Raw genomic sequence first — 16,428 nt, 5'->3', positions numbered from 1 at the left:
TTCATCCCCGCGTATGCGGGGAACACACGCAACGCTCTATACAGAGTAGATCGACCAACGGTTCATCCCCGCGTATGCGGGGAACACACTTCCTGGAATAGTTTGATTTTACAGGGTTATTTTGTTGTCAAAGAATCTACCAAGCTTTGACGCCTTTTTTAGCTCGTTTTTTACCCTCGCGAAAGAGGCCTTGGGACAGCCTTAACGCACCATGAGGTATGCTGCTGCAAGCAAAGGTCAGGATAATACGCCCGACGTCACACATCACGCATTCCTGATGTGTATTCAGCCCGCAAGATGGGGTGAGATAGCCCAAAAAGAAGAACATAAGGGGCTACGGGCTTGCATTTTCTTGTTGTCTGGGGGACGCACGATACAGGGTTAGTCCTGTCATGTGCTTTTGCGTTGCTGGTGATTATTCTTGCCATTAGCGTGGCAAAGCTTCCGCCATTTCTGGGCATTTTGATTGGGGCGCTTGTCTTCAGTGCCTGCGTAGGGTTGGCACCTGCCCGTGCGCTGACAGCGTTTCAGACTGGGGCGGGTAAACTACTGGGCGATAGCGGGCTGATTATTGCTCTTGGTGCGTTACTTGGCAGCATGGTGGCGGGAAGTGGAGCGGCGGCCCGATTGGTGCATGCCCTGCTAAACCCCGGTGGCCGCCCCCTGCCCGTATGGCTGCTGCCCTGGTGCGTGGCGGCCGCAGCCATGCTGGTTGGGTTGCCGCTGTTTTTTGAAGTGGGGCTGGTTATCATGTTGCCCCTTATTCTGGGCATTGCCAGCAGCGCCAGGCAGCCTGTGTTGCGGGTTGCCATACCAGCCCTTGCGGGCATGACCGCCCTGCATGCTTTGGTTCCCCCACACCCCGGCCCCCTGATTGCCATTTCCGCCCTGCATGCATCATTAGGCACCACCTTATTACTGGGGCTATTGATTGCAGTGCCGGCAGTCATTCTGGCCGGGCCGCTATATGGTAATCTGCTGACACGCTATGAGGCTTATCGCACGATTGGTGAACGCAACAGTCTATCACCCCCAAACACGCCCAACGCTCCAAACCTTGCGGCTAAAGCTGCATCTGCCGCCCAGATAAACCCGGATACGACAGGCCCCTCTGCGGCTCTGCATTCAAGTTCTGCTGCACACAGCACACGCGCCAAGAGACAGAATACCCTACCGCCCTTATCTGCTGCTGCCATAATAATTCTGTTGCCAGTCTTGCTTATGTTGGCGCGCACCATTTCTGAACTCTGCTTGCCCCAGACAACCTTGGCCGCGCATGTGCTTGATACCATTGGCGAGCCTTTTATGGCGCTGCTGATTTCCGTCATTTTTGCCGTCATTGTTCTGGGGTGGGTGCGGCGTCAACCCCGCGCCGAAATTGGGCGTACACTACACGACAGCCTGCCACCTTTGGCTGTGCTTCTGCTAACCATCGGGGCTGGCGGAGGGCTGAAACAGGTTCTGCTTAGCGCTGGCATTGCAGATACCATCAGCAAAGTTGCCATCTTTTCGCCTTTTCCCTTTGTCGTTCTGGCGTGGCTGGTTGCGGTGTGCCTCCGCCAAGCGACAGGATCTGCCACGGTTGCGACATCCACCACAGCCGGGCTTATGGCCCCTTTGCTCGGCGGCATGGCATTTTCACCGGGTCAGACATCGCTTATCGCCCTCTCCATTGGGTCTGGGTCAGTCTTTTTCTGCCATGTGAATGATGCCGGGTTCTGGATGGTGCATGAATTATTCGGCCTGACATTAAAGCAAACCGTTATGGTCTGGTCCGTGCTTCAGACAATTGTATCAGTTACCGGGATTGTTCTGTGTTGCGTACTCTGGCCCATGATGGGGCATTAACGCATGCCGCTTAAAAACAGGTTCGAGAAAGGACTCCTTCCCTACGCAGTATCATGGCAGTTCTCGGCCACCATATCCGCCCTGACAGGACTGAGGGCAGAACTTCAGGGTAAGTCTGGGCGCTATACGGATGAACCGAGCGTTTTCCACATGACGCTCCTCTGTCTGCACCCACGGCGGCGCTAACCCTTTACGGGAATAACAACTGCCTTCTATCCTTCCGTTGCGCAGTTTTTATAGTCGATACGGAGTAAATGCCTGATGTCTAATTTCCCCCTTATTGCTCAGCGCCGTGCGCCACTTTCCTTCTTTGGTCGTCCCGTTACGTTGATGGGTGTGTGTCTGTTCGGGCTTGTGGCCTGTCAGTCGGCTCCAGCCACGGCAACGCCCACGCCACCAGCTACACCGGTAGAAACCACGGCACCGGCACAGGCTGTCGAACCGACAGTAAAGCCCGCGCAGTCGCCTGTTATTGGCATAGCCAACCCGGCTTCTGTTCACTGCGAAAAAGCAGGTGGCACACTTGAACTGAAAAACGGGAAAAATGGCACCTATGGCATCTGCCACCTGCCTGACGGCAGCATGTGCGAAGAATGGTCTTTTTTCCGTACCGGTAAATGCACCGCTGATTCCTTGAAGAAGAAGTAAGCCTTGCGCCTGAAAGATATTGAAAAATCTTTCAGGCCGTCACATCTCTTAAGACGATGCAAAAGGCGGCGGCTTTTGGCCTGCGGGCAACAACCACCGTGCTTGTGATGCAGAAACGATGCAAATTTGCTGGGAACATTTATGACTGACACAACCCAACCCAAAACGGGCAGTGAAACACGGGAATTCAGCGCCGAAGTCGGGCGGCTTCTCGATCTGGTTGTACATTCGCTTTATTCTGAACGGGAAATCTTCCTGCGTGAACTGGTTGCGAACGCGGCAGACGCCACGGACCGCCGCCGGTTTGAAGCGCTGACAGATGGCGCGCGCGCCCTGCCAGAAGACGCCAAAATCCGCATCAACCCCGATAAAGATACCCGCCTGCTGACCATCAGTGACGATGGCACGGGTATGACGCGGGATGAACTGGTTTCTAACCTTGGCACTATCGCCCGTTCCGGCACACGCGCTTTTGGCAAGCAGCTTGAAAACGCAAAGCCGGAAGACCGCCCCAGCCTGATTGGCCAGTTTGGCGTGGGCTTCTATGCTGCCTTCATGGTGGCAGATAAGGTTGACGTTGTCTCTCGCCGTGCCGGGTCAGACGAAGCCTGGCGCTGGACGTCGGACGGCAAGGGCTCATACACGCTTGAACCAGCCACACGGGATAAGCCGGGCACGGACATTACCCTCCACATCAAGGAGGATGCTGACGAGTTTCTGGATAGCTGGCGCCTGCAGGCCATTATCCGCAAATGGTCTGACAACATTGCATGGCCTGTCACCATTCTGCGCGACGGTAAGGAAGAAGCTGCAAACGAAGGGACAGCCCTGTGGCTGAAACCGAAAAGCGACATAACGGAAGACCAGCTTAACGAATTCTACCGCCATGTTTCTCACAATTTTGACACGCCGTGGGATACGCTGCACTGGCGCGCAGAAGGCACGCTGGAATTTGCAGCGCTGCTGTTTATCCCCGGTAGCCGCCCCTTCGAATTTGCCGAGCAAACACGCGAAAGCCGTATCCGGCTGCATGTGCGCCGGATGTTTATTACGGATGAAGCCAACATTGTGCCGTCATGGCTGCGCTTTGTTCAGGGCGTTGTTGACACCGAAGACCTGCCACTGAATGTGTCGCGCGAAATGTTGCAGGCCACCCCTGTTCTGGCCCGTATTCGCAAGGCCGTAACAGGCAAGGTGATGGGTGAACTGAAAACCCGTGCAAAAGATGCCGAAAGCTACGCCACCTTCTGGGAAAACTTTGGCCCTGTCCTGAAAGAAGGGATGTGGGATGATGCTGCCCACCGCACAGAAGTTGCGGGCCTAAGCCGCTTCCGCTCCAGCGCGGTTGAGGGGCTGACATCATTTGATGACTACATCAGCCGCATGAAGCCTGAGCAGGATGCGATTTATTACCTGACCGGCGATAACGCGGAAACACTGGCAGCTTCTCCACAGATCGAAGGCTTCAAGGCGCGTGGCGTTGAAGTTCTGCTGCTGTCTGACGCGGTGGATTCCTTCTGGCCCGACCGCCTGTCCAGCTACGAAGGCAAGACGCTGCGCAACGTGGCACAGGGCCAGAATGATCTGGAAAAATTCGGTGCCCCGGCAGAAAGCGATGCTGAAAAAGCCGACATGGACACTCTGGTCCCTGCCCTGAAAACAGCATTGGGTGAAAGCGTTTCTGACGTTCGGGCAACGGACCGTCTGGTAAACAGCGCCATGGTGTTGACCGCCCCTGAAGGTGGCCCAGACCTGCAACTGCAAAAACTGATGCAGCGCAGTGGTCAGTCTCTTCCACCGGTAACGCCGGTGCTGGAACTGAACCCGGCCCACCCGCTGGTGCATCATCTGGCTGACAAAGTGAAAGCCGGTGAACAGGTGGATGATCTGGCCCACATTCTTCTGGATGTCGCCAGCATTCAGAACGGTGAGCCGCCCAAAGACGTCAATGCGTTTTCACGCCGTCTGATGGATTACCTGTCTGGTAGTGCGTCAAAAAAAGACTGATACAAACCCAGTCTTTCTGAACAAAATAAAACGCCCGGTGTAACGCACCGGGCGTTTTTTTCATCTATCATCAGCAGACATGATCCGCCACGCATTCATAAAAAAAGGAGAAAGAGGTTTTATGCTCTTTCTCCTTTTTAAACCCGTCGCAGACTGCCCGTTTCCACGTGCAATCTGTTTTTGAAAACAATCAGAAATTTTTCCGGAAATGAGAAACCTGATCTGCAGTAACGTGCGGATCACCGCTGCCAAACGTGGTCATGATGTACGTCACCAATTTAGCAATTTCTGAATCACTTAGACGCTGCACATCGGAATGACCATCAAACGCAGGCATTCCGGCATGGCCTGCGGCTGTCTGCCGGTTTACGCCATGCAAAATGGTCATGATCAGGTTATCTGGCCGTGCGCTACCCACTGTCGTGTTGTTAAACAGCGACGGAGCATACTGGTCGCGCGTACCAGCCCCATTGCGGCTATGGCAGGCTGCACAGTTTGCATCATACAGATGCGCCCCATCCATTTCGCTTAAATCATCAATACGGGTTGGCACCTTGTCCCGCAGGTCAGGCAGGTCAACCGCGTGGCCAAAGCTTTCGCGTGGCTTATGCTCAAGATCATCTTCCATGGCGGGAACCTGAAGAATATAGGCCGCCAGCGCATGCAGATCCTTGTCCGTCAGGCGGCTTGTGCTGTGTTCCACCGCCTCACCCATCGGACCAGCCGCCTGTGCGCGGGCCTTGGCATGACCGGTCTGAAGATAGGCCACCAGATCATCCTCGCTCCAGTTGCCAATACCTGCTGTTTTGCTGGAGGTAATGTTGGGGGCATACCAGCCGCTTAACGGTCCGCCAGCCAGATAACGATCCTGCTTTTCACTCAACATAAAGTTGCGTGGGGTATGACAGGTGCCACAATGCTCAAGCGCGTTGGCAAGATATTTCCCGCGACGCAGCGGATCATACGTAGCGGAATCTCCGCTTTCCGGCTGTTCCTTTGTCGTCACGAAGTTCCAAGCAGCCATGGCACTTCGCACATTGGCCGGAAACGTCAGTTCCGTTGGCTTTGGGGCCGTCGCAATCGGTTTAACCCCGTGCATGAACCATACATACAGCGCATGCACGTCCTGATCTGTCATGCCTGCGTAAGATACATAGGGCATGACCGGATACAGATACGCACCATCACGCCGTACGCCGTGACGCACAGCCTGCTCGAACTCCTGCTCTGTATATTTGCCTATGCCGTGATCAGCATCTGGCGTGATGTTGGTTGAAACAACATCTCCCATGGGTGTTGCTATTTTGAGGCCGCCAGCAAACGGCTGACCACCCAGCTTTGTATGGCACGCCACACAATCTGCCGCTGTAGCAATATAGGCACCCCGTTCCATCACCGCGGCATCTGACTGTGCACTGGCCATACCATTAGCCGCAGGAGTGACCGCAGGATTGGTCCCGGTGGCCGAGGGTGAGGCAACGGGTTGAGCAGCCTGCGTAGCGACCGGTGCCGATGTGGGCGCGGGTGTCGATGTCGCTTCAGGTGTGGGGGTGGCTGCCGGTGCAGCATTCTGCGCGTGGGCGGCAATAGCCTCACAAGACAACGCCCCAACGGAAAGGGCGCTACTGACCAGAAGCGCAGAAAGGGTTTTGCGGAAATCAAGCATGGATCAGTTCTTTTTTCAGCGTATCGGCCACGCGCAGTGCGAGGGCGGCAACAGTCAGCGTGATGTTGCCGGTCCCGACGGTTGAAAACACCGATGAGCTGGCAATGAACAGATTGTCATGATCATGAGTACGACAGAACCCATCAACCACGGAATCCGTGGGGTCCGTGCCCATGATGGTACTGCCAGAGGGATGATCCTGCGGGAAGTAACCGGGCGTCCATTGCTCATCCGTGCCGTGCATCAGGCCGATTAACTGACGGAACACGCCACGGGTATGTTCGCAACTTTTTACAGTATATTCTGGCAATTTGTAATACACATCAGGATGCGGAATACCCAGAATATCCTTATTGGTTTTGCTAAGTGTCAGACGGTTTTCAGGGTCTGGCAGGGCTTCATTGTGGCTGAACAGACGCACGGTATGCGCAGCCAGATAGCGGATCTGTTCTTCCAGATCACGCCCCACATAGCCTTTTGAAATGGCAAGCTGGGTAGCAAGATCAACCTGATTATCATCAACCATATGCACAAGATACGCACCGCGTTCAGAACGCCAGTCGCCATCACGGAAGTTGTCAATCACGTTGGTTTCAAGCGGACCACGGCCCGGCCACAGGGCTTTGTCCCCGCTGATGAACGTCACCTGCACACCGGTATGGTCCATCATGTTCCGGCCAACATGGCCAGAACTGTTGGCAACGCCATTGGGGCTTTTGTCATCTGCTGAAACAAGAAGCAGTTTTGCGGTTTCAATACAGTGGGCCGCAATAACAAAATACTTACCTGTTACGCGGTGTGAGTTTTTGTCCGGGTCATAATACTGAACGGCCGTGACGCGTTTGTTAGCGCTGTCACGCTCAATTTTATAAACGACCGCGTTAGGGATGAACTTGGCCCCGGCGGCTTCAGCGTGGTACACGGAATAACTGCCGTTATACATGGCCCCAATGGGGCAGATCGGCATGCAGTTATTATGGCCTTCACAGGTGGGCCGACTGTCATAGGGACGTGTGTTGCGGGCCTGTGGTTCATGCACCACGCGCCACGGCGTTTTTTCCTGAATCAGAGACCGGAACTGCTGCGCTGCATAGGAAATGGGCAGCGCATCCATCGGGTAAGGCTGCTTGCGGGGGGAGCCCAAATCTTCCTTTGCAGGGTCCGGTCCGCACACGCCCATCATGACTTCAGCCTGATAATAAAACGGCTCGAGGTCTTCATATTTCAGGGCCCAGTCACGGCCCTGACCATAACGGGTTTTCAGTTCAAAATCAGATGGCAGATAACGCCAGGCACACCCGGCCCAGTGCCATGTGGTGCCGCCCATCATCCGCAGATAAACCTGCTGGTATGCTTCGGCATTCGGGCCGGACGTATGCAGATACTCGTTGGGTGTCTGCTGGTTGGGCGGATGCCGCGCCCACGGCACAGCCGGGAATGGACCCTGATAGGACGGCTTGTTTTCCAGATTGCGGAAGTTTTCGACAAAATGCTGGCGATCAACCCGCGGGCCGGCTTCCAGCACGATAACGGAAATACCGGCACGGGCCAGTTCGTTGGCAATGGAACTGCCTGCGACGCCTGATCCTACAATCACAACGTCGGCAGAAAGGGTTTGGTCTGAAGACATAAAACTGGAAATCCTGCGCTATCAGGTCGGTTCGATGACGAACGGGGAAGCGGAAAGTGCCGGATGCCCGGTTGGGCGTTCGACTTCCGGTGGCTTGGTTGTCCAGTAGAACGGACCGCCTGTTGCGTATGTTTTGGGATAAACGGCATCTTTGGTGATGTCGAACATCAGGGCGGAGCGATAGACCACCACTTTGTTGTCTGCCACGCCGCGATACCAGCCTGTCAGAATCTCATGAATAACATCTTTCAGCGCCGGATCAGCCTTTTCAGCCGCGTGGGCAAGGTCTGCCGCCGTTGCCGCCTTGCTGCTGTCCATAAGGGCACGCAGCGTCTGGATCTTATCTTTACGATCCGGGTTCGCATGCACAATACCCATATACAGGGCTGTGCCAATGTTGGCATCCAGCGTATCGCGGTCGGTCAGACGCTGCGAAACCGCCATAAAGCTGGCGACCTCGCCTGACTGATCTGCACCAGCGGACGCATTGGGTTGCACCGTCTGGGCATGCGCCCCAGAGAGGCCACCTGCCACGGCAAAGCCAAGGCCACCCAGCAGCGCATCACGGCGCGACATGCGCACAAGGCGGTTAAGCCGCATGGCATTAGGCGACACACACCAGTCAGCCACCGGCTGACGGTTTCGGTCCTGTCTCATAAACCTGTTTCCTCACAAAGCTGGCTCCGCTCTGTCAGGAAAAAACACGCGGAGTGGGTATAGGGGGTCAACAATGCGCCTTTTTTATAGCCCCGCCCCCAAGATGCAATCCGTCATGACGGGATACCACCTATGGGGCTGGCTGGACGGAACCTTTGCCCCGCCTCCGTTTCTGGCAGAAAGACAGGCTGCCATGCGTGGCTCTGCCTTTCCCCTGCCATAAGATTCGACCATGCTGATGGTCCTGTTTCCGGTCGTTTTCTTGTCATTCGACCTTCTGCAATAAGGACCAAGCCCCCTGCTGCACCATCTGGACACCCTGCTTCAGCATTACGGCTACGGTATCGTCACCCTGATTGTCATGATGGAGAGCATGGGCGTCCCTGTGCCCGCTGAAGCCTGCATTATCACCGCATCGCTCTACTGCCTGAAGACACATCATCTTGCTATTGAAGGTGTGGCTCTGGCGGCTGTGGCAGGTGCCATTATTGGCGATAATTTCGGCTACATGATTGGCCGCCGGGTGGGGCTCCCCCTGCTGCGGAAGTATGGGCCAAAAATCGGTTTATCGTCCGACCGCCTGATATTGGGGCAATATCTGTTTCACCATCATGGCAGCGCCATTGTTTTCTGCGGGCGTTTTGTTTCTGTTGTGCGTGTCTTTGTGGCGGTGTTGGCGGGGGCCTGCCAGATGCACTGGCCACGCTTCATGCTGTTTAATGCGCTGGGCGGCACATGCTGGGCAGGCGGTTACGCAATAGGCACCTACCTGCTTGGCCGCAAAATTTCACAGGTCTCTGGCCCCACTGGCATTGCCATGGGCGTGCTGGCCGTTGTCGGAGTACTCGCCTGTGGGGCATTTCTGAAAAAGAACGAGCAGAAACTGACCGCCCTTGCCTTGCAGGAAGCCAAACAGGAACAGCAGGAAACCACCTGACGGAGCGCACGCCCCCTCCGTTGCGGTCCACAATTTGAAGACGCCTTACCGAATAGGCGTTTCACTCTCCCACGGCACAAGGCCATCTTCTATCCGGCGTGTTGTCACACCATAGACTGCCCGCACCGTGTCATCTGTCAGATCCGCGGGGGGGATGCTCTGAACAATCGTGCCCTCTTTCATCAGCACCAGATGGTCACAGAAGCGCGTTGCCAGCAGCAGATCATGAATAACCAGCACAATGCATCGTCCCTCTGCCGCGAGGTCTCGCAACAGATGCATAACGGACAGAGCATGCGCCGGATCAAGCGCCGCCACCGCTTCATCGGCCAGAAGAAGAGGAGCTTGGGTGCTCAGGGCGCGTGCCAGCATCAGGCGAGCCCGCTCCCCCCCTGACAGTTGATTGGCCGCGCGGTGTGCCAGCTCCTCAAGCCCTGTCAGGCTCAAGGCTTGACTAACAGCCGGATGCAGGGCCGCTTTTTGCCCCGCCTCACCATAAGGCAGGCGGCCCAGAGACGCTATTTCCCTGACCGGCATGGGCGGAAACGGTGGAATATCCTGCGGCATATAAGCCATCAGGCGGGCCCGTTCACGGGATGCAACCTCGACCAAGGGCCGCCCCTGTAGGCTTACATGCCCGGCAGAAGCCGGAAGTAGCCCGGCCATGACACGCAGCAACGTGCTTTTGCCTGCGCCATTCGGGCCAATCAGCCCTGTGACGTGCCCTGCCGCAAACTGGGCGGAAACAGACCGTAACAACTGTCTTTCGCCTATCTGGCAGGAAAGATTTGTGACTGTCAGCATCAGAACCCTCCGCGTTTTCTGAACTGAATGACACGATGGAAAAATACAGGGGCACCAATCAGCGCCGTCACAACCCCAATCTGCAATTCCTTATGGGTTGCCGCCAGCCTTACCAACACATCGGCCCCCAGCAACAACACCGCGCCACCCAAAAACGCGGGCAACAACAGCCGTGACGGACGATGCCCCGTAACCGCACGCAGCACATGCGGGACCACCAGCCCGACAAACCCAATAGCCCCTGAAACCGCAACGCATGACCCCACAGCCAGTGACGTACCCAGCACAATCCGCATCTGCACGCCGGTCACGCCCTGCAAGCGGAAGCCAAGGGTGGTGGCCACGTCATCCCCCAACGTCAGCGCATCCAATGCCCGGCCAGAAGACGCCATCAGCACCGTGCCAAGGCAAACACCCGGCAAAGCCAGCAGCACATCCAGCAGAGTGCGATCAGTCAGAGACCCCATAAGCCACCGCATGATTTCAAACGATGCATAGGGGCTGGGTACCAGATTGAGCACCAGCGCTGTGAGTGCAGCAGTGAAGCTGCTTAAAGCCGCACCAGCCAACAACAACACAAGTGCGCCCCCCTGCCCCACCAGCAGGACCAGCATGGCCGCAGCAGCAACAGCCCCCAGAAGCCCCCCAAGCGGCAGCATGGCCAGCCCCAGTTGGGCAAGGCCCGTATAACACACACACACAGCGCCTAATGCCGCCCCACCGGAAACCCCTAGCAGGCCGGGGTCAGCCAAGGGGTTGCGCAGATACCCCTGCAACACCGCGCCAGACAGGCCCAACGTACCACCCACCATAATGGCCAGCACCACGCGCGGCAGGCGCAACTCCCCCAGAATGACCGCCCCGACCGTGTGTCGGCCTGCCCACCAATCCTGCATTGCCTGCACAAATGAAAATGCATGTTCTCCCCACAACAGGGAGACCGCAGACAATGCGGCAATGCCGGCCAGCAGCAGACCGTTCAGCATGATAGGTTTTGTCGTCATGGTACGCCCTGCATCTGTTTAAGGCTGTCACGCACGTTCCGCAGAATGGCAACGGCATCCAGTGTCTGCGGTAAACCACAAAGCCATAGCGACGCAGGGACATCGACCGCGTGGTTGTTGAGAAAAAAATGTTTCAACACCGGGTTATCAAGCATGCCTTGTGCCAAAGAATACCCCTGTCCTGATCTGTCTCGTATCAACAGATCGGGTTGGTGCGCCAGAAGTGTCTCTAACGGCACGCGGCCAACTGCGGTGATACCCGCAACGGTTGAGAGATTACGCAACCCAGCATGGGCCAGCACATCATCTGGCAGAGACTTTGGGCCCGCCACAAACCCGTTGGCTTCATACACCGCCGCCACCGGGTCAGTCTGCTGACGGGATAAGGAAATTTCAGCAAGACGTTTCTGAAACGCTGCCACCAGTGCGCCCCCCCGCTCCGGGTGCCCGACAGCCCGCGCCACCTGCATGATCTGTACCGGAATATCTGCCAAGGACGATGCCGGGGGTAAGGTCAGCACCTGCGCACCAACCTCACGCGCGGCCTTTACGGCCACACGCGCAGTAAACTGTCCTGCCAGAACAACATCGGGTTGAGCCGCAATCACGTTTTCAGCCGATGGCGCGATAATTGGCACAGTTGCAGCTGTCTGACACAGCACCGAGCCAGAACAGTCTCTCACTAACGGGCTCAGACCAGCAATCTGGGCCCTGTCTGCCAGCAGCAGGGCCAACTGGTCTGTGCAGAGATTCAGCGAAACAATCCGCTCTGCCGCCTGCACCGAGGGCAGGCTCCCTGCGCCCACAACACAGACGCAGAGCAGACGCAGAAGCCAGCGGCGCATCAGTAACTCACGGTAATGCCGCCATACCCGCCACGCCCCGGCTGAAGATACCCGATCGGCTCCTCATACTGCCGGTTCAGCAGGTTATCGGCACGCGCAAAAATACTGATGTAGCGATTGATTTTATAGTTTGCAGCAATATCAATGGTGAAATACCCATGCCCTTTACCGCATGTACTGCAATAGGACGTACCGATAACCGGCAGGTCACGCCAGCCGCTGACGTACAGAATATTGCCAGAAAACGTCAGATCCTGCACCGGGGTCCATGTTGTATTGAAATTAAACTTATGCTGTGGGCGACGCTGCAAAACGGTATCGTTGCTTAAATCGCGCGCATGGGTCCATGTATAGTTCAGGTTGAAATCAAGGGTTTTAAGCGCTTTCCAGTCAAGAAACGCCTCAACCCCATACATCCGGGCCTGTGCGACGTTGTCATAAGAATACTGGTAATAGGGGTATCCACCCGCCATCTGCACTGTATCTGTTGACTGGATAAGGTTTTTAACCCGGTTATCATACCATGTTGCGCCGAAATGCAGTTTATCACTCAGCAGTTTTTGCTCCACCCCGGCATCATAACCAATCAGCCGTTCGGCCCGCAGATTGGGGTTACCCGTTTGGGAATAACTTGACCCAATCTGACTGAAGAAAAGCTGATAAAGGGTTGGCCCATGAAAGCCCGACCCGGCACTGGCTTTGATAATGGTGCCCGTATTAGGAATATGGATGGACGGCGCTACTCGCCACGTCACGTAATTTCCGTACCGGGAATTGGAATCATACCGAATGTTGGCAGCCCCATACAAAATATGGTTCCAGTTGCCCTGATACTGACCATAGCCTGCTGTCGTATCCATGCTGGCCTGTGTGTGATAGCCGGTATCGTAAGCAGATGCCGCCGTGTGGCTGGAATCAAACGTTTCATGAAAATGCTCAGCGCCCACCAGCAGGGTGCCGTATTTCTTGAAATCGAACGTGCCGTGCCAGTCTATTTTCAGGCGGCTCGACCGATAATAATCTGGCCCGGTGGCATACAGCCCCGTTTCGTTCCACCGATTACGGTTGGTCATGTAGCCAAGGCCAATGACCTGATCAAGAAACCCGTTCCATGACACCAGATGCGCTGTGCCACGTACAATGGCTTCGTTCTGGGTGTTCTGCTCCCGAACAGGGCCGCCTCCGTAGGCTTCACTCTGCAAGTCATACAGGGAATAAGTGTGATAATTGCTTTGTATCAGACGCGCTGTCAGGCCGAGATCAAAATTATGGGTAACGTCGTACCCCAGACGGATATTCGCTCCCCGGTTATCGTTCCGGTTCGATTTATGCCGTTGGTCACGCGTGGCACCATAATACCGTTCAATATAACGCGGAATGGAATGAAAACCGTCCATCCGGTAATGAGACAGCTCCACATTATAATGGAAGCGTCCCTTACTGCCCCGTGCGCCCAGAACCTGATTGAACGTACCGTAAGAGCCGCCTTCTATCCGCACAAACGGCTTAAAACGTCCCTGCCCCTGTGCCGTGGTCATATCAATGACGCCCGCCATGGCGTCTGCACCATACAGGCCGCTTTGCGGACCACGCAGAATTTCAATACGGCCCAGACCATCTGTCACAAACTGGCCTGCATCAAACATACCGCTGGCTGAACTGCCATCGTTAATGTCCATGCCATCCAGCCGCACCTTCACTTCATTAGCGTTATTACCACGCATGAAGATTGAGGTTGTTGCCCCGAAACCGCCAGACCGCACAACATTCAGCCCCGGCTGCCGCGCTAGTATGTCTGGCAACGTGCGGCGCTGCTGTGTTTTGATCTGATCTTCCGTAATAATGGTCAGTGCCGTCCCGATATCGTCCGTGCGGGTTGGGGTGCGGGCGGCACTCACCGTAATCTGCTCAGCCGCACTTTCTGCCTGACGCACGACAGAGGGCGCAGGCTTTACCGCTGCGGGCACATTGATTGCCGGCTTACGCACATTCTCTGGCACCGCATGTTGCGATGTAGCCTGCCGTTTTACCGATGAAGACGGCGGCACATCAGCCGCGTGCGCAACAACATGGCACAGCGTGAAAACGGTGGAACTGACAAGAAGCGTTTTGCGGAACATCACAGAAACAGAGCCTCGTGGTAAATAAGACGTTGCCACGAGAGAAAGACTGAAGACGCAACCATACCCTGACACTCTGGCATGGCCATGATCCAGTCGCTCTGCCGACACACCCCGATCAGCATTTCCCGTCTGCAACCCCGGCTGATGGCAGGTTTCCTGACTTACGGTATCGCACCCTGCACTAACCTTCCCAGGATGTGCTCCCAGTGGTCTGGCCGTAGCCAACATGCAGGGCATTCCGCTTACAGTTGCGGGGACAGCCCGGGCCTTGCCCGCGACATGCAGCAGGCTCACCCGGTTCCCTTTTGCATCTTTCCCGCAGGGGGAGAGAACCATCAGGCCCGGATGTGCCGCCAAAGCCATTTGACTGTCAAGAAATACGGCGGACTACCGCGCATGCAGCTCCAACATTTCCGTTATTTTCACAGTCAGATATTGATATGTTATACTATAACATTATATGCTGCCATGATGATCTCTGACGTTTTTTAAGGAAGCCCCCATGCCCGCCTTATTGCCCGTTACCGTGCTCTCCGGCTTTCTGGGGGCAGGCAAGACCACGCTGCTCAACCATATTCTCAATAACCGCGAAGGCCGAAAGGTGGCGGTCATTGTAAACGACATGAGCGAAGTGAACATTGATGCCGACCTGATCCGTGAAGGAGGCAGCGACCTGTCCCGCACGGATGAAAAGCTGGTGGAAATGACCAACGGCTGCATCTGCTGCACATTGCGCGATGACCTGTTGCAGGAAGTGCACCGGCTGGCGGCAGAAGGAAAGTTTGATTACCTTCTGATAGAATCAACCGGCATTGCAGAGCCCCTGCCCGTAGCCGCGACGTTTGAATTCCGGGATGAAGACGGTAACAGTCTAAGCGATATCGCCAAGCTGGACACGATGGTGACCGTTGTCGATGCCGTGAATCTACTGAATGATTATGCCTCGACCGACTTCCTGAAAGACCGGGGAGAAACCGCGGGTGATGAAGACGATCGCGCCCTTGTTGATCTGCTGGTTGAACAGATTGAGTTTGCAGACGTCGTGGTAATCAACAAAATTTCGACCGCCACGGCAGATCAGGTTGAGGCTGCCCGGCAGATTGTCCTGGCACTGAACCCGGATGCGGACATCATAGAAACCGATATGGGTCAGGTGCCGCTGAACCGTGTGCTGAATACTGGCCGCTTCGACTATGACAAAGCCCACCAACATCCCCTCTGGTTCAAGGAGCTTTATGGCTTTCAGGACCACACGCCTGAAACCGAGGAATACGGCATCAGCAGCTTTGTCTATCGCGCCCGCAGGCCATTTCAACCGGAAAAATTCAAGGCATTTCTTGATTCACACTGGCCCGGTGTTGTGCGGACAAAGGGGCATTTCTGGCTGGCCACGCGCCCGGACTGGGTGGGTGAAGTGGGGCAAGCCGGTGCACTGGTACGCAATCAGGCCATAGGGTTGTGGTGGGCCGCTATTCCCAAAAACCAGTGGCCGGACACAGACCAATGGCGCGACTTTGTGCTGAGAAAATGGGATCCGGTGTTTGGTGACCGACGGCAGGAAATTGTGTTCATCGGCACGCGGGATATGGATGAAACCGCCCTGCGTGCATCACTGGATGCCTGCCTGATACCGGAAGACGGCATCCAGAAATTTGACCCGGAACGCTATGCCCATCTGCCAGACCCCTTCCCCATCTGGCGACGTGAAGCCGCCTGACGAGGTTCAGCATGACCACACGCCACACCCTGCACTCGGCTTACAAAAGCAACTTTGTTACAACCGATATGCCATCAAACGAGCGTACATTGCGTCACGAAATCTGGCATCGGTACCAAGGGGATGAATGGTCGGCGTTCGATCAGCTTCCCCCTTCAATCAGGCAGAGATTACGTGAGCATGCGTATGATGCGTGGGCCGTCAATGCGCTGGTGCTCTGGCGTCATTACAAACGCGTTCATGGCCCCACCCACCGGGCGGAAAGGGCGTTGATCCGCTACCTTGACTACTGCGAGCGGCTGGAGCGAGACGCCTTTGCCACACGATACAATACTGATTACGGAAACCCACTGCCGCACGATGCTGCGGCTGTCAGCATCCTTCGCTATGCAGACACAAAATCAGGTAATCCGCTCTAAAAAAACCGGCCTGTGCGTCAAGAGTCAAACACGCACGGACGCTCATGAGCATCATGATCGGTTTTGAGAAGCCTCACTTTTCTGTATAAATCAGAACAGCAAACGGCAGAGTTTTTAGTAAAC

General features: G+C 55.7%; 13 protein-coding genes, 1 CRISPR repeat array and 1 riboswitch (1 of these 15 only partly in view). Of the genes, 6 read left to right on the top strand and 7 right to left on the bottom strand.

Annotated features, from left to right (window positions below; genetic code table 11):
• Positions 1-87: a CRISPR direct-repeat array (repeat unit 30 nt); it reaches 248 nt to the left of the window's first position.
• Between the two features lie 255 nt (positions 88-342).
• The 3 genes from Abin_RS11965 (at position 343) to htpG (ending at position 4,503) form a co-directional block, all read left to right on the top strand.
• Entirely contained in the window at positions 343-1,848 is a 1,506-nt protein-coding gene (locus Abin_RS11965; RefSeq protein WP_048847213.1) for a GntP family permease, read from the top strand.
• A 261-nt stretch (positions 1,849-2,109) separates the two neighbouring features.
• Positions 2,110-2,496: a putative hemolysin gene (locus tag Abin_RS11960; protein ID WP_255319330.1), complete on the top strand. Its 387-nt coding sequence runs from the start codon at positions 2,110-2,112 to the stop codon at positions 2,494-2,496.
• 141 nt (positions 2,497-2,637) lie between these two features.
• Positions 2,638-4,503: a molecular chaperone HtpG gene (htpG, locus tag Abin_RS11955; protein ID WP_048847210.1), complete on the top strand. Its 1,866-nt coding sequence runs from the start codon at positions 2,638-2,640 to the stop codon at positions 4,501-4,503.
• Between the two features lie 190 nt (positions 4,504-4,693).
• Here htpG and Abin_RS11950 read toward each other — a convergent pair whose 3' ends face one another.
• From Abin_RS11950 to Abin_RS11940, 3 genes are read right to left on the bottom strand one after another with little or no spacing between them, the layout of a single operon-like run.
• Positions 4,694-6,169, bottom strand: a complete 1,476-nt coding sequence (locus tag Abin_RS11950; RefSeq protein WP_255319331.1) for a c-type cytochrome — start codon at positions 6,167-6,169, stop codon at positions 4,694-4,696.
• On the bottom strand, positions 6,162-7,799 hold the full coding sequence (locus Abin_RS11945; RefSeq protein WP_048847207.1) for a GMC family oxidoreductase: 1,638 nt from the start codon (positions 7,797-7,799) through the stop codon (positions 6,162-6,164). Before Abin_RS11945 ends, Abin_RS11950 begins: the two co-directional genes overlap by 8 nt.
• A gap of 21 nt (positions 7,800-7,820) precedes the next feature.
• A complete protein-coding gene (locus Abin_RS11940; RefSeq protein ID WP_048847205.1) occupies positions 7,821-8,456 on the bottom strand; it encodes a sorbitol dehydrogenase family protein in 636 nt (211 codons plus the stop codon).
• A 364-nt stretch (positions 8,457-8,820) separates the two neighbouring features.
• On the opposite strand from Abin_RS11940, the gene Abin_RS11930 reads away from it, so the two are divergent.
• Positions 8,821-9,393 carry a DedA family protein gene (locus Abin_RS11930; RefSeq protein ID WP_255319334.1) on the top strand — a complete coding sequence of 191 codons (573 nt, stop codon included), beginning with the start codon at positions 8,821-8,823 and terminating at the stop codon, positions 9,391-9,393.
• Between the two features lie 45 nt (positions 9,394-9,438).
• On the opposite strand, the gene Abin_RS11925 is transcribed toward Abin_RS11930, so the two are convergent.
• Genes Abin_RS11925 through Abin_RS11910 form a run of 4 tightly spaced genes read right to left on the bottom strand, consistent with a single transcriptional unit; the run spans position 9,439 to position 14,166 of the window.
• The gene (locus Abin_RS11925) at positions 9,439-10,197 is read right to left on the bottom strand and encodes an ABC transporter ATP-binding protein (RefSeq protein ID WP_048847200.1); all 759 of its coding nucleotides are present in this window, start codon (positions 10,195-10,197) and stop codon (positions 9,439-9,441) included.
• Positions 10,197-11,201, bottom strand: a complete 1,005-nt coding sequence (locus Abin_RS11920) for a FecCD family ABC transporter permease (protein ID WP_048847198.1) — start codon at positions 11,199-11,201, stop codon at positions 10,197-10,199. The genes Abin_RS11925 and Abin_RS11920 overlap by 1 nt, the downstream gene beginning before the upstream one ends.
• Positions 11,198-12,046 (bottom strand): ABC transporter substrate-binding protein, encoded by an 849-nt coding sequence (locus tag Abin_RS11915; protein ID WP_048847195.1) that lies wholly within the window; start codon positions 12,044-12,046, stop codon positions 11,198-11,200. Before Abin_RS11915 ends, Abin_RS11920 begins: the two co-directional genes overlap by 4 nt.
• On the bottom strand, positions 12,046-14,166 hold the full coding sequence (locus tag Abin_RS11910; protein WP_048847330.1) for a TonB-dependent receptor plug domain-containing protein: 2,121 nt from the start codon (positions 14,164-14,166) through the stop codon (positions 12,046-12,048). The genes Abin_RS11915 and Abin_RS11910 overlap by 1 nt, the downstream gene beginning before the upstream one ends.
• Positions 14,167-14,298: 132 nt before the next feature.
• A riboswitch (cobalamin riboswitch) is annotated at positions 14,299-14,521 on the bottom strand.
• Positions 14,522-14,671: 150 nt separating this feature from the next.
• Here Abin_RS11910 and zigA point away from each other — a divergent pair.
• Positions 14,672-15,886, top strand: coding sequence for a zinc metallochaperone GTPase ZigA (zigA, locus tag Abin_RS11905; protein WP_048847193.1), 1,215 nt, complete (start codon positions 14,672-14,674; stop codon positions 15,884-15,886).
• A 68-nt stretch (positions 15,887-15,954) separates the two neighbouring features.
• Entirely contained in the window at positions 15,955-16,305 is a 351-nt protein-coding gene (locus Abin_RS11900) for a DUF6525 family protein (RefSeq protein ID WP_048847328.1), read from the top strand.
• The last annotated feature ends 123 nt before the right edge of the window (positions 16,306-16,428 follow it).

The organism is Acetobacter indonesiensis, from assembly GCF_000963945.1.
GTDB lineage: Bacteria > Pseudomonadota > Alphaproteobacteria > Acetobacterales > Acetobacteraceae > Acetobacter > Acetobacter indonesiensis.
This window is presented reverse-complemented; position numbering and strand designations above follow the sequence as displayed.